Source organism: Paraburkholderia sp. NPDC080076, assembly GCF_050281145.1.
Taxonomy (GTDB): domain Bacteria; phylum Pseudomonadota; class Gammaproteobacteria; order Burkholderiales; family Burkholderiaceae; genus Paraburkholderia.
In genome coordinates, this window is sequence record NZ_JBNNWQ010000015.1 from 55,602 (window position 1) to 81,848 (window position 26,247).

15 protein-coding genes and 1 tRNA gene are annotated in these 26,247 nt (G+C 56.8%); 6 read left to right on the forward strand and 10 right to left on the reverse strand.

Annotated features, from left to right (window positions below; translation table 11 throughout):
* Positions 1-96 precede the first annotated feature (96 nt).
* From ACQKRQ_RS38160 to ACQKRQ_RS38185, 6 genes are all read left to right on the forward strand, one after another.
* The gene (locus tag ACQKRQ_RS38160) at positions 97-822 is read left to right on the forward strand and encodes a hypothetical protein (protein ID WP_427482830.1); all 726 of its coding nucleotides are present in this window, start codon (positions 97-99) and stop codon (positions 820-822) included.
* Positions 822-1,946 carry a DGQHR domain-containing protein DpdB gene (gene dbpB / locus ACQKRQ_RS38165; protein WP_427482832.1) on the forward strand — a complete coding sequence of 375 codons (1,125 nt, stop codon included), beginning with the start codon at positions 822-824 and terminating at the stop codon, positions 1,944-1,946. Before ACQKRQ_RS38160 ends, dbpB (ACQKRQ_RS38165) begins: the two co-directional genes overlap by 1 nt.
* Positions 1,943-3,238, forward strand: coding sequence for a tRNA-guanine transglycosylase DpdA (dpdA, locus tag ACQKRQ_RS38170; protein WP_427482834.1), 1,296 nt, complete (start codon positions 1,943-1,945; stop codon positions 3,236-3,238). The genes dbpB (ACQKRQ_RS38165) and dpdA overlap by 4 nt, the downstream gene beginning before the upstream one ends.
* The gene (gene dbpB, locus ACQKRQ_RS38175) at positions 3,235-4,311 is read left to right on the forward strand and encodes a DGQHR domain-containing protein DpdB (protein ID WP_427482836.1); all 1,077 of its coding nucleotides are present in this window, start codon (positions 3,235-3,237) and stop codon (positions 4,309-4,311) included. The genes dpdA and dbpB (ACQKRQ_RS38175) overlap by 4 nt, the downstream gene beginning before the upstream one ends.
* 15 nt (positions 4,312-4,326) lie before the next feature.
* Positions 4,327-5,028: a 7-cyano-7-deazaguanine synthase QueC gene (gene queC, locus ACQKRQ_RS38180; RefSeq protein ID WP_427482957.1), complete on the forward strand. Its 702-nt coding sequence runs from the start codon at positions 4,327-4,329 to the stop codon at positions 5,026-5,028.
* 126 nt (positions 5,029-5,154) lie between these two features.
* A complete protein-coding gene (locus tag ACQKRQ_RS38185; protein ID WP_427482838.1) occupies positions 5,155-5,523 on the forward strand; it encodes a 6-carboxytetrahydropterin synthase in 369 nt (122 codons plus the stop codon).
* Positions 5,524-5,906: 383 nt separating this feature from the next.
* Here ACQKRQ_RS38185 and ACQKRQ_RS38190 read toward each other — a convergent pair.
* From ACQKRQ_RS38190 to dpdE, 10 genes are all read right to left on the reverse strand, one after another.
* Positions 5,907-5,982, reverse strand: a tRNA-Ala gene (locus tag ACQKRQ_RS38190).
* Positions 5,983-6,075: 93 nt separating this feature from the next.
* A complete protein-coding gene (locus ACQKRQ_RS38195) occupies positions 6,076-7,305 on the reverse strand; it encodes a hypothetical protein (RefSeq protein WP_427482839.1) in 1,230 nt (409 codons plus the stop codon).
* Positions 7,306-7,562: 257 nt separating this feature from the next.
* The gene (gene dpdD / locus ACQKRQ_RS38200) at positions 7,563-9,848 is read right to left on the reverse strand and encodes a protein DpdD (protein ID WP_427482840.1); all 2,286 of its coding nucleotides are present in this window, start codon (positions 9,846-9,848) and stop codon (positions 7,563-7,565) included.
* Between the two features lie 8 nt (positions 9,849-9,856).
* Complete coding sequence (gene dpdK / locus ACQKRQ_RS38205; protein ID WP_427482842.1) at positions 9,857-10,384, reverse strand: phospholipase D-like domain-containing protein DpdK; 528 nt, start codon at positions 10,382-10,384, stop codon at positions 9,857-9,859.
* On the reverse strand, positions 10,384-14,898 hold the full coding sequence (gene dpdJ, locus ACQKRQ_RS38210; protein ID WP_427482843.1) for a protein DpdJ: 4,515 nt from the start codon (positions 14,896-14,898) through the stop codon (positions 10,384-10,386). The genes dpdK and dpdJ overlap by 1 nt, the downstream gene beginning before the upstream one ends.
* 3 nt (positions 14,899-14,901) lie before the next feature.
* Positions 14,902-15,624: a hypothetical protein gene (locus ACQKRQ_RS38215; RefSeq protein ID WP_427482845.1), complete on the reverse strand. Its 723-nt coding sequence runs from the start codon at positions 15,622-15,624 to the stop codon at positions 14,902-14,904.
* The gene (gene dpdH / locus ACQKRQ_RS38220; protein ID WP_427482847.1) at positions 15,621-18,773 is read right to left on the reverse strand and encodes a protein DpdH; all 3,153 of its coding nucleotides are present in this window, start codon (positions 18,771-18,773) and stop codon (positions 15,621-15,623) included. The genes ACQKRQ_RS38215 and dpdH overlap by 4 nt, the downstream gene beginning before the upstream one ends.
* Positions 18,770-19,657: a protein DpdG gene (dpdG, locus tag ACQKRQ_RS38225; RefSeq protein WP_427482849.1), complete on the reverse strand. Its 888-nt coding sequence runs from the start codon at positions 19,655-19,657 to the stop codon at positions 18,770-18,772. Before dpdG ends, dpdH begins: the two co-directional genes overlap by 4 nt.
* Positions 19,658-19,750: 93 nt before the next feature.
* Positions 19,751-22,324 carry a protein DpdF gene (gene dpdF, locus ACQKRQ_RS38230; protein ID WP_427482850.1) on the reverse strand — a complete coding sequence of 858 codons (2,574 nt, stop codon included), beginning with the start codon at positions 22,322-22,324 and terminating at the stop codon, positions 19,751-19,753.
* Positions 22,321-25,638 (reverse strand): protein DpdE, encoded by a 3,318-nt coding sequence (dpdE, locus tag ACQKRQ_RS38235; RefSeq protein WP_427482852.1) that lies wholly within the window; start codon positions 25,636-25,638, stop codon positions 22,321-22,323. The genes dpdF and dpdE overlap by 4 nt, the downstream gene beginning before the upstream one ends.
* Positions 25,639-26,247: the final 609 nt, after the last annotated feature.

A 26,247-nucleotide genomic window follows, 5' to 3' on the forward strand; every position in this document is an offset into this window, starting at 1 on the left:
TGGTTCGAAACGGTAGGACTGGCCACTCATAACCACAGGGCCGATGAGTTATACGTCGGTCGATCGTTCGCGGAAGCAAGGCGCGTGTCTGGAGTCTTGGACGCGGGCCTGCGAGTAGTTTCCGCCGGACTTGGCATCGTATCGGCCGACGAACTCGTCCCTAATTACGATCTCACGATCGCAAATGGACGCAATTCGCTCGCGCCCGTCCTATCCAGTCTCAACGCGAGTGCGAGCGATTGGTGGACAGCGCTCACTCTGCAATTTGGCACGCGCCGAACGTTGCTCTCGATGTTCTGCGACACGGACGACTCACTAGTGATGCTTGCCCTTCCCGGCAGCTACCTGAACCTGATCGGAAAAGAACTCGCCGCGTTGTCCCCTCAGCAGATAACACGACTGCGAATATTCACGTCTTCCCGTGGAAGAACGATCCTGCCGCCCGCAATTCAGCACGCCGCGATGCCATACGACGAACGGCTTGAGACTTCTCGTCTGCCCGGAACGCGGACCGATTTTGCACAACGGGCGTTGAGGCACTTCGTTGAAGACTTATCAGGCCATCAACTTGAAATTGGCGTTGCTGCCAAGGTCGTCGCTGAGTCCATGCATCGATTGAGCAAACGAACGGTACCTCTTCGGAACAGGATGAGCGACGACGAAATCGCCGCAATCCTGCGCGAGAACTGGATCCGATTTCAGGGGGCGTCGACGCTGCTTCTCCGGTACCTTCGGGACGAGGCTAAGGTCGCTTGCGAGCAACGTCGTTTCCAGGGCATCTGGTCTCAGGTGAAGAATGACCTTCCCGGTGGGCGTCAGTAATGGCAACAACTAAACATGAAATCGTTGTTCGGGCTCTGAAGACGACACAGGGCGACGGTCTGGATGTGTTCGCATTTTTCATCAAGGGCACAGACGTCGTCCGTGTCGCCGATATTTCGCGTATCGAGCGAGATGAGACCGATGCGTTGCGAGGATTTCAGCGGCCAGAGATTCGCAGCCACGTAAAAGGTATCGTCGACTACCTCAATCAAGGAAACGTGCTATTTCCTAACGCCATCATCTTGGCGATGTCGCCCGAGGTTCATTTCTCAGCGGCTCGCGGCACAAAGCCGACTGGCGATGACGGAGTCGCCCAGGCAGGCACACTTTCCATTCCTGTTTATGACGAAGGTCACCGCGTCGCCTGGATCGTTGACGGGCAGCAGCGCTCCCTGGCTTTGGCACAAGTTGAAAAGTTGGAAATTTCGGTTCCCGTTGTCGGCTTTGTGTCTGACAACCTTGAGGTGCAGCGAGAGCAGTTCATCCTAGTGAACAAAGCAAAGCCTCTTCCTACGAGACTGATTAACGAGTTGCTCCCGGAAACTCGTGGAGTCCTGCTGCCACGAGAACTGAGCACACGCAAAGTACCATCTGAAATCTGCAATCTGCTAAATCGCGACAATGACTCGCCCTTTTACAAGCTCATCAAACGCGCGTCTGATAAAGGCGGTGGTAGCGCAGTAATCACCGACACCGCGATCATCACAATGATTCGAAACAGCATGAACAATCCTCTAGGGGCTCTCTCCCCGTACAAGTCAACTGGCCGTGAAGGCGCAGATGTAGAAAGCATGTACCGCATTTTGTTAACCTTTTGGACTGCAGTGAAGGACGTCTTCCCAGAAGCCTGGGGAGCAGATCCACGAAACAGCCGCCTGATGCATTCAGCGGGAATTGAGGCGATGGGCGTTCTGATGGACCGCATCTACGCGAGAATCGCCGGCCACGGAGAGGACTACAAGACAGTTCGAAAAGAAGTCGAGAAGGTAGCGCCTGCCTGTCGCTGGACAGAGGGCGTCTGGGACACGCTCGGAGTGCCATGGAATGAGATCCAGAATACACCGAGAGATATAAAAAGATTGCAGGACGCGTTAGTTAAAGCCTACACCAGCGTACGGCCATGAAATTCCTCTATTCAGACACTCAGGACTATGTGGATCCTGAATACGATTTCCTGGCAGACCGCAATGCCCCTGGGCGTCGCCGGTATTGGGATGACGCTTACGCGCATGAGTTGTTGCGACCGGCACCGTATGACGGATTGTTGGTGTCGATGAGCGCCGTCCGGCAGGCAGACGGCGTCGCAAAATCGAAGGTTCGCTATTCCACGGCCGAAGAGCAGCGGATGTTGCGCGACGGCGTGCGCAAGTTCCTTCGGTACGGCGGTCCTGACCACAAAGATGCCATGCTGCTGGGTGACTGCGGCGCTTTCGCATATGTCGAGCACGAGAAGCCAGCTTATTCTCCGCAGGAGGTGGTTGACTTTTATGCTGATGCAGAATTTACGCATGGTGTCTCACCAGACCATATCATCTTCGACTGCGACACAACGAATCCGCCTGCGGAGGCTATGTCCGACGCGGTGCGTCAACGTTTCGAAATCACGTTGTCGAATGCAGAGGAATTCCTGAAGATCGCCCGTCAGGAAGGCGAGCCGTTCGAGCCGGTCGGCGCGGTTCAAGGCTGGTCGCCAGCGAGCATCGCGGAAGCGGCGGTCACGCTTGAACGCATGGGTTATCGATATCTTGCAATCGGGGGGCTCGTTCCCCTGAAAGTCGATATGATCCATCAGGTCCTGCGAGCCCTTCGTAAGGCTATAAAACCTGAAACGAACATCCATCTGCTTGGATTTGCAAAGGCGGAAGCCATACACGAGTTCACCGGTTACAACATCACGAGTTTCGATTCGACGTCGCCTTTGATCCGCGCTTTCAAGGATGCTAAATCGAATTACTACATGCCGTCGAACTCGACAGGTCTTGCCTACTATGCAGCGGTCCGCATTCCGCAGGCGATCGAAAATCCCAGGCTAATGCAAGGGATCAAGCGTGGCATTTTCAGCGCCGAGGATCTCCAGCGGCGCGAACAGAAGGCCTTGTCGGCTCTGCGTGCTCTTGACGCCAAAGGCGGAAAGGTCAAGTCCGCACTCGACGCGGTTATGGATTATCAGCGCTTCCTCACGCTGGGTGATGGCAGTCCACCCGAGAAGCATGAGCGAGACTTGATGCGCACTCGCACGCTGGTGGAGCGCACTCTCGAAGACGCGCCGTGGAAGCACTGTCGTTGCGAGATCTGCAAATCAGTTGGCGTCGAAGTGATCATCTTCAGATCAAGTAACAGGAACAAGCGACGCGGATTTCACAACCTGCGCGTATATCACCAACATTTACAGAAGACCTTGGGGAATCTGTCGTGAAAACCTACAAGTTCAAGGCCATTCGTGCTTCGCAAGCCCCGGAGCACGACGTCTTTTCATTCGCGGCGACCCCGGAACAGATCCTCGCGTTTTCAGAGATCGAACGCGTCGGGCGAGAGGAGGATGGCCAGCTGCGCGGCTTTCAGCGGCATCAGATCGCGTCACACATCAAGGAAATTCGCGACTACCTGGGTCGCACCGACGCACTGCTTCCCAACGCGGTTATCGTTGCCTTTATCGGCGGGGTCAAGTTGCGTGAACTCTCCGACGGAATTGTCGAGGTCGAAATCAAGACAAAGGACGGAAAGCCAGGCTTCGTTGTGGATGGCCAGCAGCGACTTTCCGCACTTTCGGGCCTACAAAAGCCAGGATTTCAGGTGTTCGTCTCCGCACTTATCTGCAAAGACTATAACGAATTGCGTCAGCAATTCGTGCTTATTAACAACACGCGGCCGTTACCTAAAACGCTCATATACGAACTTCTGCCTTCCGTTGAAGGCTTGCCCGCGCGTTTCACCGCCCGGAAGTTCGCAGCACGTATCGTCGATCGTCTGAATTTTTCCCGTCATTCAGCTTTACGCGGAGAAATCCGGCAACACACCAATCCCAAGGGCGTCATCAGCGATACCGCCATGCAGAAGCTTGTCATGAACTCTACTTCTGACGGCGCCATTCGGGAATTCATAAAGGATGGAGACTACGAGGACCGTGCCTTTAATTTCATCAATGAGTTCTTTGAAGCCGTAACAGCGGTCTTCGGAAGTGAATGGGTAGGCATGAGCCCCAAGACTTCCCGGCTTCGCCATGGAGCAGGCTTGGTCGCACTGGGCTTTGTCATGGAATTGTTGTATTCGAGCGAGGGTGCTGAGACACGCGATCAGTTCGCGGCGGGCCTCACCCTCTTAAAGCCGTATACGGCGTGGACGAGTGGTCATTGGCGTCTTGCAGTCGGCGACGAACGGCCATGGAACGGAATACAGAATACCCCGAGTGACATCGACCTGCTCACCAATTTCCTGGTTAGAACTCTGAAGAAGGAACTGCGCCGCCCACGGCGGGTAGCGAACGCCTAATATCCGGAGGCAATGATGAAGACACGTGCACTTGTTCTATTCTCGGGCGGCCAAGACTCGACGACCTGTCTCGCTTGGGCGCTCAACCGGTACACATACGTTGAAACGGTGGGATTTGACTACGGACAGCGACACGCAGTCGAGCTCGACTGTCGCCCCGCTGTGCTTGAGCGCCTGAGACAGATTTTTCCGTCGTGGGGCGAAAAGCTGGGTCGCGATCACGTGCTAGATCTTTCCGTCCTCGGTTCCATAAGCGACACTGCGCTTACGCAAGGGAAAGCAATTGCGATGGAGCAAAGCGGGTTGCCTAATACGTTCGTTCCGGGACGGAATCTGCTGTTTTTTACTCTGGCAGCCGCTATCGCATATCGCCGTGACCTTCATTCGCTGGTTGGAGGTATGTGCGAGACGGATTATTCCGGCTATCCCGACTGCCGCGACAATACGCTCAAATCGCTCGAGGTCACGCTTGCGTTGGGAATGGACTCGCCATTAATTATCGAAACTCCGTTGATGTGGATCGATAAGGCTGACACATGGCAAATGGCAGCAGATCTGGGCGGCGACGCACTGGTTGATATTATTCGTAAAGAGACGCACACGTGCTATCTCGGCGACCGCACGCACATTCATGATTGGGGCTACGGATGCGGTCAGTGCCCCGCCTGTGAGCTTAGAGCCAAGGGACATCGTGCCTTCGCAACGAGAACCGCATAACGATGCCCAAGGTCACGGCGATGCTCCGCGACCAACTGCAGGTCGCACGCGCGACAACTGCATTACGGCGCGAAGCAGGTTGCCTGCAGCGTCCACGCGCTAAAATTAGAACGTTTTAACCATCCAATGATCTTCGAGCTAAGCCAACGCTTCTTCTTTGATGCCGCTCATACCCTGCATCGTGAGATCGATCAGGAAGGAAGTCGTCGCATCCACGGCCACACATATCATGCTCACGTCTTCGTGCGCGGGAATCCCAACCCTGAGACTGGCATGATTGTCGACCTGGGCCTGTTGAATCAGGCCATCGAGCGAGTTCGCAACCAACTGGATCATCGTTTCCTGGATGACATCCCGGAACTCGGACCGGCCACCCTTGAGAGCCTTTGCGCTTTCATTCTCCAAAAGATCAGGGATTCCTTTCCAGAAGTCACACGAATACGCGTTGAACGCACGGCAGGCGGTGACGCATGTGACCTCTATGTCCGCGAATAGAGGCCTCCCGGCGCATGAGAATAAGGCAAAACACACTGGAGTAATTTCGTCGAAACTGCGGCCATGCTTCAGGGAGTTATCGCTGAAAAAGACGTTATGCGTCTACTCGATAGCGGTGTCGAGGTATTTTGGTCCATGATTTCCCACACTTCAATCAGTGGCTATCCCAAGTTCGTTGGATAGCGCTCCAGCGTAAGCGCTTGTCAGGGGCGACGAGCAAAATACTTGGGCGGCGATATCCAGAAATGCCGAATAAAATCAAAGTCAGCCGTTTTTTTAGCCCTAGGCAACGCGATCGTCGATCCGTGCTCCGAGCGGTAGCCCGTACCCGATTTTTAGCTTAAATGTAAAAACCGGCCTAACGGCCGGTTTTGAGAATTTCGTGGTGGAGGAGAGGAGGATCGAACTCCCGACCTTCGCATTGCGAACGCGACGCTCTCCCAGCTGAGCTACTCCCCCAATGACCAAATGATTCTAGCACAAGGTTTTTACTACGGAATGGAGCACTACCCATCATCCGGAACTGCCTGCCCTGACAGCGTGACCAGCCTATCACTCTTCCGGGTCGCTTTTGCCAGCACCGGTTGCATCACCGGCCGGAGTGGCCAGTGTGAGCGGGTCAAGCTCGTTGGCAAACTCATTCGCCCAATTGGCCCATGCCTCGCGATCACCATCAAACGCGCGTCCCGCCACTGCATTCGGTGAAGACAGGACGGCGGCCACATACGCACGGATCTGGTGCGCCTGCTGCCGGGCGTTGACCAAACCGAGCAGCCGGACCACGCGATCACGATCGGCCTGTACACGCTGTGCGCGCTCGCGCTGCTCAGCATCTTCCCGGGCCTTGCGCGCCTTTTCGATCGCTTCGTCAAAGCTGCGCCGGTTTAAGTTGTACGAAAATTCCCGCGATTTCCGGTACTGCCGCTCACCGGTTAGCACGATCGCGACACCAATTTCCTGCAGCCGGTCTTCCAGCTTGCCGTCTTCACCGTCACTCCAGAACAGTCGCTCTTCGCGCTCACCATGCTGCCAGCGGGCGACCTCGACCTCGATCGCCATCGGTTCACTTTTCGCGCTGGTCGGGCGTGTGCGGGGCCGCAGGGTGACCAAAGTTTCTACCTTGAATTTGACGTACTGATCGCCGACATGGACGCTAAGCTCGCGGCCTTCGCGCCCCCGCACCGAGCCCTGCGCCTCGAGCCGGCCCAGCAACGTGAACAGGTTGCTCAGGAACACGAGCCGCCGCTGCTCAAAGCGGCCGTCGAAGCGCGGCTTGTCGAACGCATAGCGGCTTTTTGTCATCGCTTCGCGGCGCTCGTCGTCCTCGCGTAGCAGCCGCGTGATCTGCGGATGGGCACTGTCGAGCGCGCGCACGAAGCGGAATTTCGCGGGCAGCGCATGACGGATTCGCGCTTCGAGGGCTTCCAGCGTTTCGTCATAAACCGGGGGAGCAGGTGGAAGCTCGTCCTGCTTCACGCTGTCGTCATTGGCCTCGTTGCGATGGTTGCTCCCGTCCCCCTCTGCTCGGAATACCTGCGGTCGCCCGGTGCCCATCGCGACACGGTCCGACGCACCAGGCCCGCGCCGTGGTAACGGCGTGCGCGCGATACGCTGGCCGGCGTTCACTCTTGCCCAATAGCCGCGCGGCGGGACTGGAATATCGCCACGCCGGCACGCTTTTGCGAGTCCGACGCCGGAAATGGCCAGCGACTTCGCCAGCGTCGTCATCGGTTCAGACCAGACTAGGTCATAGAGTTGCTGCCGCGTGAACAGATATCCCATGACTGGCTCCCCTAATGGGCAGTCCGCCCGGACCACCCCGGCAAACTGGTGAGCATTATGTGGGGCACTCGGGTCGGCAGAGTAACGCACGAAAAAAAGCCCGCCTTAGTGGACGGGCTTAATCCATATCTGAGAAGACACGGAGGAGACAACATGAGTATAAACCCTAATCGAAAGAAGAGAGCGTATCGCGTCACGCATCTGTGTTCTGGACACAGATGCCATCAGTAAAAGGAAACGGGATACCTTCGGTGCCGCTAGACTGCCACTTCGCTCAAGACCTTCAAGATGCTCGCAGATCCCTTCCCTTCGGGTAACAGCAGGTTTGGCCTGCTGCCACGCGCATCCTTGATCGCAAAATAGGCCTGATGCTTACTACTACGCCACGCGAACACGAAAACATCGCTGTTTGCTGCCAACTGTTTCAGGCGAGTAGTCGCAACATAATCGGAGTTCAACTCAAGACGGCACAGGGGGACCAACGACTTCAGGATCTGTATGGCACGCTGCCCGGCTGATTCAGTCAGCGTATAAATGGCTACCGACTTGTTCGCCAGGTGTGCGAAATCGCCCTCACCACGCTCGCCTTCCTCACCTTGTTCAGCCAGTAACTCACGGACTGCGGGAAGCTGGTCGAAATCCTGTGCCAGAAGTTCCAGTCCGCGCCACTGATCCACTCTCAGACGGTGACGGTACTGGCTAGCGATCTGTTGCAGAGCGAAAAACAGCCTTAGCGGCGCTTCCTTGTCAGGACGTGGGAACAGAGCAAACAACTCTACAATGTCGAACACCCAATTCATGTAGCGTGGAGAGCCAACCCGCGCAAGTAACTCCTGCATATCATCGACCAGGCCACGGTAGTCGGCAGCCGGGATACCCGACTCGAGCAGCGTTGCTGTTATTCGTTGTACCGAATCGAGTTCTTCCAACCCGTCATTGCCTTCCAGCAGAATGAGCGTAAGCAGCGTCTGGTAAAGGCGCTGGACTTCAGGCACACCGGTGCCCTCACGAAAGAAGTCCAGAATGGCCGGTATCGACCTGACGTAGGTGCGTAAGACCGTTTCTTCGTAGTCTTCGACTTCCGCCATGAAGGCTGCGACAGCCTCGGGGTTAGAACTGTAGTCGGAAAGCCGCCACTCTTCCGCTTTCTGCGTCGCCAGACGTGATGCATCGAGGCTTGGCAGTCCGGCCTTCACGGCGCGTGCCCAACCACTCCAGTCAGCGATTGCTCCCTCGTCCACGGCAGACTGTGCAGAGTCCAATGATTTGTGAAGATGCGCGATCTTCTTCGTATAACGCGGTCCTAAAGCGTCCTGCATCGCGGCGGGATAACGGCCCAACGCATCAAGCGCTTCGCGTGCTGCTTCCACGGTCGCTATTTCGGCGGCGCACTCCAGGATGCGCTGCAGCACTTCCTGACTGACCGGCGCGCGCTTGAAAAAAGTCATCGCGCGTTCGTATTCAGCATCCTCGAACGCGGTGTTAGCTTCATACAGACTGTCGGAAGTCTTGACGCCCGCTTGCAGATTGGGAAACCACTGCGGCAACGAGGACTCGTCAGAATGCTCGAGTTCGGCCCGCAACGTTGTGAGCAACCCCTGATCGGGTCTTTCCCGTGAAAGTTCATTCAGCGCAAACGCCTTCAATACTGCCGGGCGCGTGATGCTCTTCCTCGCTCTGAACAGCCACGCGAATCGCGGCCGGACGTACTCATTAAACGTCGCCGTCGCAGCGGCGAGATCGGCGTCATTCTCGTGTCGCGCCAGAAAGTGGACATACAACGCTTCGACCGCCTCGCCCAGGGTCTGCCGGGGAAGATTGAGATCACGAAGAGCTAGCAGCTTTGTCTCCCCCGCAACCATCGGCGACCAGCGTCCAAGTCCTGCAAGCAGATGAATTTCGAGAAACCGCTCGTTCTGCGCATTAAGGCGACCGGTGCCTTTCAATTCCTCAAGTAGTCGATAGGCCTGCCGCTCGTCTCCCGCAGCGATCGCTCTCTCAAAACGTAACTTGATTGAACCAAACGTTTGAGGCGCAGGACGATACCGCTCCGGTCGGCTCTCTAGCGAAGTTCGATAGATACCCAGCATCGACCAGACCGGTTCATTCTCACGACCGCCGCGTCCTTCAAACCTGTAGACCCACTTGAACCGGTCGACAGCAATCTGCGTCAGCGCATCATGCGGGATGGCAACCCGGCCCACCGGCGTGAAATCGGTATACGCGAGGCCAACATGCGCGGTCAACTCCTCGCACATTTCGTTCGCCAGCAGATGACTGTCAGCGCAGGCGAGCCATGCGGTTGTCCCGTCATGGTCGAAAGACAGGGGCAAAACCAGAGGACGGGTGGCCGGGGCCTTCGCCCAGAATTTCAGCCATGCGCAAGTCTCCGACCCGGCGAGGCGAACGCCTTCAACATTCTGATCAAGCACCGCGTTACCGGACCCGTCGAGTTGTGCAATGTAAGCTCCGAGCCAGCTACTTTCGCCGGACATCACCGCTCCCAAGTCCATCGAAGGCATAAAGTTTTGGAGATCTGCCACGTTCTGTCCTAGCCGGTTCTATACCTGTCAAAATTAAGCCTTGCTTCCGCAATCTGCTGCAGGTCGACATCAAACGAGATCACCTCGTCGTTCAATTCGAACCCACCGTAGGTGAAATTCATGGAGCCTGAGAGCAACGCCCGGTCGGTCAGCAGCCCTTTTGTATGCAAGGCGTCCGCGCCGTCGTTAATCCACAGCTTTGAATTGACACCTGAATTCCTGGCTTTTTCGCGCATCGTCGAGAGAAAGCGCTTGTTATGATCGAGACTTCGGGTCGCGATACTGACCGGTTGCCCGCGTCGCATGAGCGACAGCAGCATTTCCGATATGGTTATCTCGCGGCTTCCCCAGTCAGGCTCGACGAGATTGAAAGCGCCCGATCGGTTGTCAAGTATCGGCACGTCGCTGATCCATGGGCTGACAAGCCACGTGGCACTCCCGGGATTGAGAAGTTCACCGAGAAAGACAAACTGAAAGAGTTCGCGCACTTCATGCTGGCTGGCTGTCACGGACTTGAATATTCGTCGCGATTGCATCAATTCACCTCCACTTCAGGAAGCCGGATATCGGCCTCGATGGCCGATATGCTTTGCCGCATTGCGACCAGCGCCGGATAGACATGAAGGCTTCCGGCGTCGACCGGGTTTAGCATCAGAGCGTGAAACGCAGCCTGTAATTGTTCCTCCTTTCCCTTCGCACAGGTCAAGGTAGCAAATCCGCGCTCGGCGAGAACTGACTCGCAGTGCTGCTGCCATTCGGGTTGTGCGACATCTATGCGAACGTCCCACTCGGGAATAGAGTCGGCTACGAGCAAACGTTCAGTTCCCGGCAGGCGGCAAAACGGGTTATAAATCGACAGGCGCTGCTGTCTTACGAGGCTTCCACGAGGCCACAGAAGTCCGTAGATCATTCCCGTCTTCCAGCCACCGGACATGCCCGCCTCGCCGAGCATGTCCTGAAGTTCGTCCGGAAGGTCATTCCTCGCGGCAAATGCTGCCATGAGTCGCGCGTCGATCTCGATCCCCAGGCGCTGCTCGGATACCTGCCAGTCAGTCAGCAGGTCGTGCAGGAAGGTGTCAGAGACCCGCGAACTCCCGGGCCTCAGGATGCGGGCGTTAAGCGAGGCCAGAAAGGCGTGGCTCGGCAGGAGTTGATGCCTGACGAGCATGGATCTCAAACTGTCAAAGGCGGCACGGCTACTCTCCAGTCCGACTGCGTCGCGACACTCCGCCGCTGCCCTCGTTAATTCAGCGTCAGCAGATTCGACCGCGAGCAGATTGACCACGCGACCGAGTTGCTGGTCCACCAGTTCAAACTCGCCGGCCTGCAGCGCAGATTCAATGAGAGCATAGAACCGCCCCGGATCCTCTCCGTAACGCACCAGCAGATTTTCGATGAGTCCGCCTCCTCCTACCATCGTTTCAGTCACCCAGATAACAGCACCCGGAGTTTCCGTAACAGGTGACTCTGACACCACGTCGACCAGAAGAGAGTCCGTGTCAATTTCCGGACATAGAGACTGAATGGCATCCTGTACAGCTGCGCCCAAGGTCGTCAGGTAGCGCAATTTCAGCCACTGCTGCCATGAACTGTCGATCGGTTGCCAGAGGACCGCCGAAAGAGTTTTCAACTCTTCCAGCACGCTCACGTCGCTCAGGAACGCAATCAGATCATGCCTGAGTCGCTCTGGTCCCCGGGCATCGCCGTACGATGCCTCTTCCTCATCAATCTGCGTCGATTGGAATACGGTCTCCAGTACCGCGATGAGCCCCATTTCCGCCCGCCCTTCGCTCAGCATGACACTCGCTTGCTCAAGTGTGCAGTTCATCGCCAACGCGTTGCACACCAGTGCGCCAAGATAGACACGTGCCAGCCAATCCCTCGAAAACGGACTCTCGACATTCGACAGAATTTCGCCGGACCACGCCTTATCGAAGTAGCGCGCGGTCCGCAAGGCGCGCCATTTTTCTGACGAATCCGCGTTCGTGTCGCAGTAGAGTCCGTCCGGAACGTTGATGTCCAGTTTCAGGCCGTCGACACTCAGCGTGAAGCCGATCGCGATATCTGCATCGTCCAGCGCAAACGAAAAGGTACGCTCCTCCGTTCGACCATCGGTGAACCGTAAACTGGCCCGCGAGCCGCTCGCAAATCTCCGAACTTCAATCGGGGACTGCTCTCGATGGGTATGGAACACGGCCGACCTGACGATTCCTGCAAGTCGCGACGAGCGCGGCGCAGGAAACATGGACGGAAGCCCCCCTGGAACAAGCTGCGTCTGCCATTCCAGAAACGCATTAGACGTGGTGCCAAGGTCTCGCGGCGGTGCCGAGACATTCAGACGCATTACCCGAAATACCGGTGTACTCTTCGTCTCTCCCCCATCGAGATACTGAAAATTACCAAGCAGATATCCTTCCATACATGACAGGATATCGAAGCGTTGATTCAGTTCAGTCGACAGATGTTCGGGCCCGCACCAATGGTTCTCAGTACCGTACCTGTACCCAAATCTCTTCGAAACCCGCCCTGGCGCAAATTCGCGCATCGCCTGCAGGACAGGCATTGTTTCAGGGTCTTCCTGACTACCAGGCAGGTGAATCGCCACTTCGGGCAAGTTAAGATCGGCGAACAAAGACTCAGGGATAAATTCCGGCAGTGGACCTGCCCCTGCCGACGGGTCTTCCTTTGGTCTACCCATGCGTGCCCACTGCGACTGGAGGCGTCGCAGCGCGGTGGGCAGCACCGCCGTTATCAAAGGACGCGGGAAGTCCCACAGCAGCGCCTCGACGGAATCGCGATCCAGCTTCATCGCGCGAGAAAGATGTCGAGCTAACGCTTCTTGCGCCCCCTCATTCTCGAGGATTTCCGTGATCAGATGGGCAATCCGTGTCTGAAGGTCAATGTCCGTCTGATGTTCTCCAGGTCTATCCAGCAGTGTCCACACGTGATAGTGCAAACGGGACTGTTCCAACTGGACGCCAAGATAGTCAATAAGCGTGAAGACCGCCTGCATCTTCTGTACGTATCGATTGGCGAGCGGAAGTACCCGTCTTGGCAACTCTGGATCAAACAGTTGCTCGTAAGCCTGGTATGCCAGCCGGTCGCGACCGTAGTCGGAAAGCACAACCACCGTCCATGGCCGCGTGCTACGCAGCCGCCCTGCGCGACCTCGTCGTTGCAAAAAGGCCGCGACTTCCCGAGGTGCCTTATGCTGGATGACAACGCCGACAGCCGGATCGTTATATCCAACCTCAAGCGACGCTGTCGCGACGACGATATCAGCGTCGCGGTCGACACCGGCATCCTGCGAACTCGTACGATCAACCTGCAATGAGACGGACAGGTCATGGCCAATCGACTCGCTTATCCTCCAGTCCTGCCCGTTCTCGAATTGGGACGTTGATAAACTGGAACGCCGAAGATGGGCAAGTGGTCCGTTCGGATGTCGGCGCCGATCAAGCTCGCGACGGGAGTTCTGCGTTCTGCCCTCCGCATCCAGCATACTGAAGAACAACCGGTTATTGACATCAAGGTCATCTGTGAAAGCAAAGACCCTGGTGCCGTACGCACCTTCGCTTACCGACTGGCCCCGCCGGTCCTGGGTCCTCGCCATGAGCATTGCAGTCTGAATGGTCGCCGAAAGCAGTGCGGTTCTCGAGACAGGATCGCCACGCAACGCGAGCGTATATTCAGCGCCCTCCTTCTTCATGTCACCAGGAGACGGCGAAACCTCGGACACCTGCTCCGGCTTCAGACCAGTCAGTTGACAGAAGAACTCCGGCGCTTCGCGCAACGTCGCCGACAGGCCGACGAAATGAATTCCCGAGCGAAGTGCGCCACGCCATCGACGCATGAGATATGCGACGTGTGCACCGTGGAACCCGGCGTAGGTGTGGACTTCGTCCATTAACATCAGGTCGGGCGCCCGATGCGCCTTCGGACCCAGTCCGAACAGATGGCGAATACGGGAGTCCGACATACGACGGTTCAGCATCTCCGTCGTCGTAAAGAGAATATCCGGGGGCTGTTCAGCAAGGCGCCTGCGGGTAAGAATCAATTCATCCTCGGCCACGCAGTGGCCACAGGTATCGCAGTACAACCTCTCGATGTCGCGCGAGCGATCCGCTTCGCGCCAGAGCATCGAACCGGTACACCCCGGACGTGGGCACGAAAAGTATGGGCAGATAGCATCGGCACCGACCATACGCCATCGTTTCGGAAGGTACCGCGCCGATGTCGGCGTATCGCCAAAGAGCGCCCCCAGGACCAGCTTCCGGCCTGTAGCAGCAAGGGTCGTGTCGAGACGTCGCGCCTGGGAATAGACCTCACTGAACTGGTCCTTGAGCAGTTCGTTTCTCGGATACAGGGCTATCGCCTTCACCCATCGCTTCGAGGAACGGTCCTGGAGAATTTGCGCAATATGGGACAAGGCAGGCAGGTAGAACGCCATGGTTTTCCCGCTTCCGGTGCCCGCGCAGACGATGGTCCCCGCAGCACTCCCGGAACGCAGAGACCTCAGGATTCGGGAAGTTGCGTCTACCTGGAACTGCGCGAGCCTGATCGGACCCGCATCCGCCTGCAGCAAAGCGCGAATTATAGACACCGTAAAAGACGGGACATCGCCGATCTCCGGCAGAAGTTCCTCCAGCGTAAGCCTGCGGTCCGGATATTCCCGCCTTCTCCATCGAAACCGATAGTCGGCAACAAGCGCGGGAGCATTAACCCATCCGCCGTCGGTGCCATGCTTCGGAAACCACTGTCTAAGTTTGCTGGCGAGTCTGATCGTTTCCGCCATGCGTGACCGGTACCGGGGCTCGCTGTCATCGACGCATACAATAAGCGCCCGCCGAACCAGATCTTCGATCACCCCATCCGCGTCGAAATACGCGTCCATCTCACTCCGAATGGCGTCGGAGAGAAGTGGATCCACCAGTTCAACCAACTCATCGTGGGTTATGGCTGCGTCGACGACGCCCCATGACAGAAGAGGCAATTCGCGTTGCTCGAGGGCGTCCAGGCAGGCGATCAGGAGAGTCGTAACCTTATCCATACATTAATTGACGCGTGCCCTGACCGAATACAAGCCATCCTCTTGCCGACATTTCAGCCAATCCAAGACCTCTTCCGTGAGCAGAGACAGCGGCGCGCCCGTGGCGCTGTTAGCCCCATCCAGAAAAAGTCTCACGGCCTCGGGAACATCGAAATCAATTTTTCCGTATGCAGCAGACAACGAAAGGGAAAGCGGTTCGACCTCGCTGATGGCAGCGACATCACCTGGCAGGCTCTGACTGGTCTGCTGCAGTCGGGAGTAAATCACCTCATACTCCCGGATCCGTTGCCTGTTTTCGGTTGTATCGGCCGTACGACTTTTTATCGTCCCCGGTGGGTCACTGGTGATCTTTTCCACGACGTACGCTTTCCATCCCGATTTCGCAGAAGCTTCCAGCGTCTTGTTAAGCGTCCGCATCTTCTCCAGCAGAGTGGACCACTCCTTGCCGGACTTCAAAGTTTGGGGACCCGGCTTTTTCTCCATCTTCCTGCGTACATCAGCCGCTAGTTTGACGACCTCCCCGACCAAACTCTCGGGAAGCTCGACCTGAACATTTCCAGAACGGAGTCGGAGAACGCTCTGCCTGCTAAGATTCAACGGTTCGGTCAGCGCGCGAAGAGTCCGCTTTTGCTCGTGGAGTTCACGGACCTCCTCTCCGTTATCGCTTACCGTCTCCAGGTATCCCAATCCCTCTTTGAGGGTTCTCGCCTGTTCGAGCAAGGTCATGAGTGGACTCCTTGAGGTGCGGTCTCTGCGTCGACCGCATGCAGCACTGCCATGTCCGTTGCAATCACATCCAGTTCCTGTAGCAATTCTTCGATAACGGGCTTCTTGTCCAGTCCCATGAGGGCCTTGCGCCTTGTCTCGACAAGGCCGTTCATGCTGGAGACAAATCGGGATATGGTCGACATGACCGTTGCCGTGTCTTGCAGTTCCTTGGGGTTCACACGTCCGAGTACTGCCATACGAGCCGCCTCCGTCTGGGCTCTTTCCGCGTCGACATACAGGCTCCGGATCTCCGCCAGGGGACACGCATTGAACTGTTTCAGGATTTCTTTAATGCTGCTCTGATCGACATTCTCTGGCCATACACCAATTCTGATCGCGTCGGAGTAAACGGCTCGGAGTTCCGCGTACAACTCCACCTTGTTCGTGTCCTCGCCAAGCAATTCCGTCATCTCCGCGCCCCATTTGCAAAGCTCAGCGTAAAACTGGCCGGAAAGCGGCCTCAGACTGGAACCAAGTTGCTTGATGTGCGAAACAAGCTCCTTGTCCAGTCCCTTTTCCCGATCGAGATCCTTCGCGTGCACTCCGATCGCGTATACGTCCTGTTCACGCATCAACTTCCAGATTCGAGTCACGTCGAGCGCCAGCGGGGTCTTTCCGGTGTCACCCTGAAAATACATCGCCCGACGGAAAAACTGCTCCATCAGGCCCTTGCGATAAGTGAAGCAATCCCTGCGCAGCAATGCCCAGCCAGTCCCCAACAACGTAATTGGCGCCTCGACCGCCGGTGTCAGTATCTGTGCGAGCAGCGTTTCGACGTTTTCAGTCCCGGTAGAGTCTTTCTTCACCGTAGTCAGACCAAGGGCATGCGCCTGCATCGTCAGAGCCGGCAATACGGTTGTCAGAGCCGAGTCTGCAATTGCCCTCGATTGCGACAGGTACTCGGAAACAAGTCTCTGCCCTAACTGGAATGCATATACGGAATCCTCGTCCGCTTCGGGGTAGTTCCACTGGTTGCCCTTTAGGTCCCACCGAACGATAGCGAGCAGGCTCTTGAAGAGAAACCCATCGGGGTCCTCGCTCGTATCAGCGATCTTGACGACGATCGGATGTTCCTGATTTCCTCGTGCGCTCGGAATCTGGAAGGCTTTTGGCGACAGATTTTTGACGTCAGACCCAGACAGCGAACTCAGGGTCCAGTTTGACATGGCGTCCACCAGTTTCACGCAGGCATTCCTGATGGACCGCGCGCTTGGCATGTCGAGCTCGACGCCCTCCCGCCATGCCTGAAGCCGTTTCTTCCACTCCGCAACCTTGGGGTCTTCCTGTGGGGCATCGATGTCTCTATCTTGGTCTCCACCCGTTACATCCTTATCCCCCTCTTCCTGCACTGAATCGCCCGGTTCACGTAGAACAGCTTCGAGCGGCGGCAGTTTGAATGCGGTGAGCACGGATGGATTGAGCACGTGCAGCCCTTCATCGTCCTCCGGATTTCCACCCCAGTTCGCGAGAAGACTCCTGTACTGCAAGCGCTGCTGGCTATTTAGTAGACGTTGTTTCGAGACAAACTCCGCTATGGCGGCACTTGGCGTCGCTACGGCAATCGTCTCCGGAAAGGAGCCATCGTCGAAAGAAGCGCGATGATCAAGAAGCAGCGGCCTCAATATGTAGTTGATGACCGCGCGCGGGTTAAATGAAAGCCGCCCCCCGACTTTCAGATAACGATCGCAGAACGCCGCTACGGCTTCCCTGTTATAAGGAAACAGTGCGTAGTTTCTCGAGCTATAGCCGAACCCGGAAATGATCGACGTCTGATCATCTTCGTCACTGAATGCCGTCAGCCAGTCGCCCGAATCGACACTTTCATCGTCGACGGTACTGAACATACGCCGAAGTTGATCAATTCCGTGACGGCTCGCGTTCAGGTAGTTGCCGACGAGATCGACAGCGCGCGATACAACGACTCCGTCGCGTTCATCCGTAGGTCGAATGGCCCACTCATACTTCGCCCGCGTGCGAATGGTTTCCCATTTGTCAAGATAACCGTCCGTGACCGCGATCGCCGTGCGCATGAAGCACAACTCCTGCTTGCCATCCCGTATGGCCTCCTGGATGCAGATGTTGAAGAGCACCTCCTGAATGCCCGTAAGTGCCGCAAAGTCCTCCACCAGAAGGATCAGTTCCTTTCCGTCCTTGAAAAGCTGCTTGCGGATGTCCAGGATGACGTCCTGAAGGGAGTACCCGCCCTTTGCGCTGAGATTGAAACTGTTGCCCACAGCCGTATCGACAGCTTCGTTCAGTATCTTCACGGCGCGGGCCCGCCCTTCTGCGTTAGCGCCGTCGATGGTGGTCAAATAGTATCCTTTGACCTTTGCGGAAGCCTGGCTGACGAGGCCGATCGGCATATCAAGATCGCCTGGTTCGAACTGTGGCACAGAGTCATCCACCGAACTATCTGCGGTCTTCGCCCCGGTCGCGCGCCGCACGAGTCGGATTAGGGGAGCGAGGTCCGAAGCTTCCCCCTCCTGCCCGAGCAATCGATCCGTAAAAACAGCGTCTCCAAGGAGGCCAGGAAGGTTCTTAAGGTGATGCAGGTCGGTTAGCTGTTTCTGACCATCAGCACTATCCGGCGAATACTGCAACCGCAGTTGCCGGAACCGCTCTTCAAGTACGTTCTGCAGTTCAGCGCGCAAACGGTTGGCGGCCGCACGTGGCTGAAAATCCGGAATCGCCTGGTTAAAGGCCTTATATATTTCCGGAGACTGTTCCGGATCCAGCGCATCCACGATCTGCTTGACTACGGTACGCAGGCTGGCACTCTTCGGCACGCGAATGATGTGAGCGTGCTGCGCCTCAGGACGACGCCTGAGTTGCGCGTGAAGCCATCGAATCAGATGTGACTTGCCGTATCCGGAGGGCCCGCTCAGCGGCAGAATGAGCGTACCCGTAGGCAGGTCGTCAGTCAGGAAGTAGCTGAGCAGATCCTGTTCGGTGGCGGCCTCTTCCGCCCGCTCCAGAGTTGCCTTTTTCGTCAGATCCATCGCTTGATGAACGGCAAGCAGCAGGCACTCCTCTGCGGATTCCGCCTCAGGTTTGATGCAGTCGTTAATCGCTGCGCTCGAGGGCCACCAGTTTGCAAGTGTCATCATGCTTCTCCGTGATACGTGACGTGCGTGAATCGGTCCCACGGCCTGCCCGCAAATCCCGTAAAACTGTATCCCTGCTTCGCATCCGCCCGGATCTCGAATCCAACTACCCCACCAATTTCGAGACGCTTCAAGGCGCGAGACAGTGACGTCGACAGCGCATCCCCTGCACGCGACGCGAGTTCGGCATTTTTGATTTCCGACTCCACCAACTGGCGGTAGCCACCAAAGTCGAGCACCGGAAGTATCGTTGCGAGCGCCTCGATAAAATCGACAGCGGTCAGCGTACTCCGGTCCTTGAATATGCCGGACAACGAATCGCGAACCGCAACCGTGGGGTCGACAATCAGTGGACTGTCGCCGGAGGCGAAGCCCATAAACACCGACCAGTGCTTGAAGCCATTCCAGCGCGTGTCGTTTTGCAGCACCCTTCTCGCCTCATTCCCGACCTGCACGCTTTCCAGAACCTGGACCTGCTCAGCGGAAGAAGGAAGTGTGTAGATATCCTGCGCGAGAATCCAAGCAGCTGCCCGCGTAAAATCCGCGCTCAGATTAGATTCTGCATCCCAGAAGTTTCTGTTGTTTGTTTCGCTGAGTGCAACCTCGCGCACAACTGACGGCATCCGGCGGATCGCCTCATCGTGCTCCAGATTAGACAACCAGTTGTACTCCGACGCAACACGCATCTTGCCGTCATTCTCAACAAACAGGCCTAGTTGGGTCCATCTCGTCACGGCGGAGCGGAAACGTTTCGGGTCGACAGCGGGTTCCGGTGCGCATATGCTAACCAACCTGTCTCTTGTCATTGGACCAAGCGCAACCAGTGCCTTTAGCGCGATGAAGACCTGCCCTGGCATCCCATCGCTTTCCATATTCAATATTGCCATTTCCGACTCTTCTCTGTCCGTTAGCAGTTAGTCGAACGTCTCGGTGCGTTCGATATGGGCTGCGCAAATCTTCCACGCAGCACAGTGTCCGCCTTAGGTCGTCAATTTTTTGACAAACTGATCGAGACCCATGCGGTTTGGCCAGACATCAGCCATCCGTCTGCCTGGCACAAACGGGTCGTTGAAGCTCTCTGAGACGAACAGCAGATGCAACGGTTTGCGAACAGCGAGAATCTCAAGAGGCATCTCTTCCGCCGGAGATGTCAGGATGGAAACAGCCGGAAAGCGCTGATTGACAAGGTACGCGTCTCCCGCGTCTATGTCATTCTCGATCACAAACCTATATCGGGATCGTCGTGCGAGTTCGCTATAGCCCTTGACGCCTCTCCAGAACTCCCGGTTTGTCAAGTTAACCTCGGCGACGTCAAAAACTGAAATGACTGCCGACATTGCCTTGACCACCTGGGCTGCGGCAGACTGTGTCAACAGGTCAGGCATTACTACAAGAAACTTCTCTGGTGAGCGTCCACTAAAATACTTGCTCCACTTTGCTGTATCGAATCTGCGCGTCATGGCGAGAGATCCAGTTGGCGTGGATGTCGGCAATCTTCTCTGGCTACTTCTTCGACACACCGGACAACCCGCGCACCCTCCTCCGACGGGGATGCGCCACCGATCACTGTCAACCTCATACAGTTGGGTCAGCGCGTCTGACACCTCAACCTCGCCTTTCAGTACTGAAAGCAGGAGCTTGAAATTCCGCTCCGTACTCTGCGCACCGCGGCGTCTCGCCGCCTGAATCTCGTTCGTCCAGACACCCTTTTCTCGATGGTGCGGATTGAGAATGCGAATTGTCGCCCTGTTGAAATATTGAATCGCGGCCTCTTCCTGGCGGACTTCGTAGGTGTCATCGGTCTCTCCAGGCAGTTGCACGGGCCGTTCGGGAAAATCGGAATCCAGTTCGATGACTCGGGCCCGAGCCATCAATATCAAAGTTCGAACGTTCCAAGCCTTGTTATAGTCGCTCTGCTGCATGCCATGACTTGGAACGACCGAAATGTCGATGGACCACCGATCCTCGCCACGGGCTTCGTAGGATCTGAGCATAGCCTCCCAGCGGGCCTGACCCAGTTCGTCGCCAATGACTCGAGTTCGCCCAAGGCTTCGTCCCGTGTCAATATCTGCACCGTCGTAGATCGAAAGTGATACGCACGGGCGGCCGTCACGTCCGCCCCGGCCGACTTCCTGATAAAAGCGGTCGAGCGTTTCCGGGACGCAGGCGTGGATCACGCAACGTACGTCAGTCTTGTCGATTCCTACGCCGAAAGCAGATGTCGCGACGATGGCATCCAGTCTGTTAGTGCTCCACTCATCAATGATCGACTTCCTGTTTGCGGCAGTGGTTTCACCGTGAAAATGCGCAACGCGCGTCAAGCCAAGCGAATACCGCAGCGAGCGCGCTATTCCCACCGCGTCGGACCGTTCGCTCACATAGACAATAAACGGTCGCGGCGCATGCCGGGCTGCCTCGAGAAGTTTCGCCAGCTTTTCGTCCCGTGATTGAGCCCGATGAAACCAGTATTCAGGCTCTTGTCGAAGTTGCGCGGCAGAAATAACTTGAACCTGTGAGACGGGCCCAAAAAGAGTAGCCAGCGTCTCCAGCGTTTCCGCTGCAAGCGTCGCGCTCAGCAACAGCGTGTTGAAGGGTTCACATGTGTCCGGTATGACCCGAAGCAGTCCGTTCCGCAAGCCTGCAAGCATCTGGAATGACGGGCGGAATTCATCACCCCACTGGGCGACAAGATGCGCCTCATCGATGACCAGGCGACGAACAAAACCAGAACGGGCGGCATCGTAGAGTGCAAAGACGAGGCCACCACACACAGACTCGGGAGCCGCGAAGAGAATTTGTTGTCGCCCTCGGCGGATTCGTTCCTTGAACTGTTGTTTTTGCTCAGGCGAAAGGTCGGCATGCCACGCGAAAAGTTCACCCCTGCCCGGATGAACTGCCAGGCGCTCCTGCATTTGCCGTTCCTGGTCGATTGCCAATGCCACCGTTGGCACGACCACAACCGTCATGTTTCCCTCGCGACCATCGAGAAGAACATCAATCTGCGCGGCCAGGCTCTTTCCGCTTCCAGTCGGCAGATTGACAATCAGAGTACTTCCCGGCGGAGCAAAAAAAGACGCTCGCACAGCTTCGCGTTGTCCGCGCGACCTGTAATGTCGCAATCCCGTCGCGAGGCCCACACATGGGTCTGTGTCGCACTCCTGGGTGACCGCCGGGCTATCCGTCGAAAACGCCCTGTCGAAAATGCCTGACGAAGAGGCTTCGAGCCATTCAGGTTGCCAGCGCTCGGCGGAAAGGACAAATCCGTCCGGCGTTTGCATCACGAATACGCCCCACTCGGTCCACTCGCCGAACGACGGCCACGCCGGATGGTGTGGCACCAGGATCTGGCTCAGGCTGCTGGATTGCGACTGTTGCAGCAGGATCTGGCGAATCAGCGGCATCAGGTCATTCTTGGCAAGAACACCACTCGACGATTGCGACAGGATCTGGCTGATCCGCTCGTAGGTGCCCTGCACCTTAAACTCGGAAAACGGAAATTCCGTCGGCCACTGCAACAGCGCCGCCTGCAACTCAGAAAAGCCGAACTCTCTCATGCCGCTTCTCGCGCAAGGTCATCGAGCGACCTGTTCGAAACAAAAACGGCCTGTATGGCATCTACCCGGATCGCAGGCCTGGCAACGCCTGCGTACAATGCGTTGTCCAGTTGCGCTTCGAACTGCGCGGCTTCGCGGGCCACCTCCAATTCCTTGGCCTCCATGAAAGCCAGTCGTGCCTGTCTCTGGACGTCGTGAAGTCGATGTCGTGCTTGGCTCGCATTGGCTGCATCTTGAACCTTGTTCCGGAAATCATCATGCTCGCGCAACCCATTCTCGGCGCGACGCCGTGAGTGCAGGACATGCACGGACCAGTCCGCGATTGCCGGAATTGCCTGGTTTCGGACCACATCCCATCGCTCAGCGCTCAGATTAAAGTCCCGGCCCTCCCCTGCCCTCGGCACCTTCAGATACGGAGCATTCAAACGCTCAAGGACCGCCTCGTCAGTGACTTCGTTGTACTCGGCATTGAGCCACACGGTTACCACCATCGGTTCGAACGCCGCGTCAGCACGCCGCCGCAATGCGAAATAACTGCCCTCACCGTACCCCCTGTCCTTGGACAGAGTGAAAGCTTCTGCTACGTCAGTTTCGATGGCAAAGTCGAACCGCACAAATACATCCGCGACATCGATGCTGCTCCATTCGGGCACAAATCTCCACATGGCCGATGACCGGCCACGTTCATCGAGCAGTGAAAACTGTTCCAGGCCCCGCCAGAACGCGGATCCGTACCTCAGAACATGCGCGTTACGGGCGAGTGCGCTAGGTCGTCTGAACGCATAAGCGAACGTACGCGGGGTCTGCTGTCTCGCACCGGGCTGCTCTGTATCGATCGCCTCGATAAACCCCGGATATTCAAGAAACCGCGTCAACGGCAGCAGCGTACCAACTGCCTTCTCGTCTCCGTTGTACTGGTAGCGGACGACCTGCTCCAGGTCAGACGATCCGGACTTGATCTGCTGAAATTGCAGGGTTCTGACTGCCCATTCGTCCATGTCCTCGCGGATACCCTTCCAGTCAGCGTCTGACTCCTCCACAAAATCAAAATCTTCAGAGTCCCCCTGCTCGATGGCATCGAGGGCGTCCATTTTGTCGAGGCGATCAATTTCATGCTGAACCGCCTTGCCTTCGACCAGGGTCTTTTCGAGGTCGCGAAGTGCCTCAGGACCATCCTGTAACAGCCGGGCTCTTACACCCGCCATTTGCTCATCAATCAGATATTGCAAACTGGCTACCGAACGATCGAACACTTCAAATCCATTGGTAACGCAATTGAACCATGCTCTGTCCCACTCGCTTTCTCCGCAAAATCCGACGTACGAAAGCACAGGTCTTCCTGAACCAAAGCGATCCACTCGACCTATACGTTGCTCGATGTTATTTGGCGACAGCGGCAGGTCGGCGTGGAGAACGATCTTGTTGCCTCCCTGCAAGTTTAATCCGGCCTCTGCGGCCCGGTCGCAGACGAGAACAAAACATCCCGGATCAGTGACGAATCGTTTCCACTCGGTTTCATCTGCATCATCAAAATCATCCCAGTCTATCGCCGTACCATCTCGTGCACGTACCCGATGACGTGCAACCTGAGTTCTCAGGTGTTTGCCCAACTCGCCGTACAGTTGGTCTGCATAGGCAACGGATGAAGTGAAAACGACCACTTTCTGCCCACGCTGGCCAGCGAGGTCCAAAACCAGCCGAGAGATTTCTGCCGTCCCGACGTGCTGAACCGCGGGTCCAATCGCCGCAAGCAGTTTTTGCAGAGATTCATCCTCGCCGGGGAAGAAGGCAGCCGTGCATTGCGACTCACTGTGAGAGCACCCGTCGATCTCAAGCAGGCGGGCAGATACAAGATCACGTAGGTTGGCTGTGTCGGAGAAGAATGCCTCAATAAAGCGCAAGAAGATGGACTGGAACGATAAAGCACCTTCCTCGCCGCGCAAGTTGGCATCCGTTATCGCGTTGATCCGCCAGTCTTCCAGTCTTCGCTCGATCTCGACACGTGCAACCGACGCGTATCTTAAGGGTTTCACCCCGCTTCGATTCGGCGTAAGAAAGGAAAGTGACGCACGCCGATTCCGCAGCACTCGCCTGCTCAGTCGATATGTCTCGCTAACGTGTGCTCGGAGAACGTGCAGCGCCTCGCCGAGTTCGGGATCGTCTTCGTCGGGCAGCGTGTCGACGATTGCCTGAAGATGATCACAAAGGTCCGCGAGCAGACTGTCCTGCGGAAAAAGCACTCGTAGTTGCTTGATCGACGTCCCCAACAGGAACACGTTATCCGGAACGAGCGTCGCAACGAGTTCGGCGAGTCGCGCCCGGTGCCGAACCTTGTCGCGGAAGGTCTCCTCGTCTTCAAGTTTGTACAGGCTGGCATCGAGAAGATGAAGCATGGCAAGGAAGGTACGCTCGTTGCCAAGCGCTGGCGTCGCCGAGAGCAAAAGGAGTCGCCTCACGCGCGCAGCGGCGGACGCGATATTGCGGAACAAAGAACTCTTGCTTGCGTCGTCTGATCCGTAGCCGGTCGTCACCTGGTGCGCCTCGTCGATGATCAGCATGCCTGCCTTGGGCAAAACGGCGACCATAGCCTCGGGGTTGTCGAATCCAATAACGAAAATTGAATCGTCAAGAAAGTCGGATAGGTGAAACGTCCTGCTTAACTCATCGCGCCACTGCTGAACGAGGGGCGGGGGAACCAGGATGGCGGCGAAATGATTTGTCGGGTAGTCGAGGACGTATTGCCTGAGAATAACCCCCGCTTCGATGGTCTTGCCGAGCCCCACCTCGTCCGCAAGCAGGTAGCGTTGACATGGGTCCGACAAGACGCGGCGAACAACTTCGTATTGGTGTTGTAGCAATTCGATCCGCGACGACGCATATGCTGACAAGCCCTGAAACCCCCCGCGTAGGCTCAGCGTCCGGCGCATGAACGGCCCCCGCCCCGATGCATAACCCGGCGTCTCTGTGATGAAGTTCGCCAGATAACTACTGGGGTCGCGGATCGGACGGTCCCACCGCACAAAAACCTCCTCGACATTTCGTACCTGCGATAAGCCGTTCGGGAGTTTCAATTGCAGCGTTTGCCCGTCTGCCACTACCACTCGTGCGATTCGCCAGCATTTCCGTGCATGGTCAAACAAATAGACCCGCGTCTGCCTGTGCAACCGCGCCCGAGAAACAGTTGCGGAGGGAACGGTCCTGACGATCCTCTCTGAGTATGGATCGTCGAAGTACTCAATCACGGAATCATGGCTGCCCTGTTGTAGCAACTTTGCGATTCCATCCCCCGGGAACAACGTGCACCTGACGAACATATTGGTCTTCTTGTGACAAGAGATTCGTCGCGCGGCCCTCTGCGGTCACAAAGACCCGCATCTCTCACTGGAACACACGACGTTCACAGCAGTTATTAGTCCCACATCGATTAGCAACGGGACGCTGCATCATTGAATCCCGCCGCCCCCGACATGCACAGAAAGATTGGCTAACGTCACCTTCGTGGTTTCTTATTTTCATAAATTAATCGAACAATCTTACCAAATCGGCGCAGAGAGGCAAGCTATGCGCACGGGTCCGGGAAGAGTATTTCCGTGCGAGGCAGCGTCGAAGCCAACTTCCAATGAATCGCATGCGCGAGGTCACACCACGGGGAGCGGTGGCAAACGAGTCGGTTTTTCTGGATCCTGGATACGCACCGGTTTTTTGGACGAGGTCCTTGATGCGCTCTATGCCACCGAGGAGCCCTCGACCGCGCAGTTGCCGCCCGGTCTGCGCGGGCAGTCGACGAGCGAAGCGCGCGCGCTCACACAGGTGCAACGGCTGAGCACCGGCAGCGATGCACAGCATGGAAGCGGCCATACCTGCAATGTCCAGGCACGCTTCGGATGCGCACCCCACTCCCCCCCGCTGCGGCTCCGATACAG

Excerpts from the sequence above, each read along its gene's own strand:
- queC (WP_427482957.1), top strand. The coding sequence starts at position 4,327 with ATGAAGACACGTGCACTTGTTCTATTCTCGGGCGGCCAAGACTCGACG.
- dpdH (WP_427482847.1), bottom strand. The coding sequence starts at position 18,773 with ATGATGACACTTGCAAACTGGTGGCCCTCGAGCGCAGCGATTAACGAC.
- dpdJ (WP_427482843.1), bottom strand. The coding sequence starts at position 14,898 with ATGGATAAGGTTACGACTCTCCTGATCGCCTGCCTGGACGCCCTCGAG.
- dpdG (WP_427482849.1), bottom strand. The coding sequence starts at position 19,657 with ATGGCAATATTGAATATGGAAAGCGATGGGATGCCAGGGCAGGTCTTC.
- ACQKRQ_RS38195 (WP_427482839.1), bottom strand. The coding sequence starts at position 7,305 with ATGGGATATCTGTTCACGCGGCAGCAACTCTATGACCTAGTCTGGTCT.
- ACQKRQ_RS38185 (WP_427482838.1), top strand. The coding sequence starts at position 5,155 with ATGATCTTCGAGCTAAGCCAACGCTTCTTCTTTGATGCCGCTCATACC.
- dpdE (WP_427482852.1), bottom strand. The coding sequence starts at position 25,638 with ATGTTCGTCAGGTGCACGTTGTTCCCGGGGGATGGAATCGCAAAGTTG.
- dpdF (WP_427482850.1), bottom strand. The coding sequence starts at position 22,324 with ATGAGAGAGTTCGGCTTTTCTGAGTTGCAGGCGGCGCTGTTGCAGTGG.
- dpdK (WP_427482842.1), bottom strand. The coding sequence starts at position 10,384 with ATGCAATCGCGACGAATATTCAAGTCCGTGACAGCCAGCCAGCATGAA.
- dpdA (WP_427482834.1), top strand. The coding sequence starts at position 1,943 with ATGAAATTCCTCTATTCAGACACTCAGGACTATGTGGATCCTGAATAC.
- ACQKRQ_RS38215 (WP_427482845.1), bottom strand. The coding sequence starts at position 15,624 with ATGACCTTGCTCGAACAGGCGAGAACCCTCAAAGAGGGATTGGGATAC.
- dbpB (WP_427482832.1), top strand. The coding sequence starts at position 822 with ATGGCAACAACTAAACATGAAATCGTTGTTCGGGCTCTGAAGACGACA.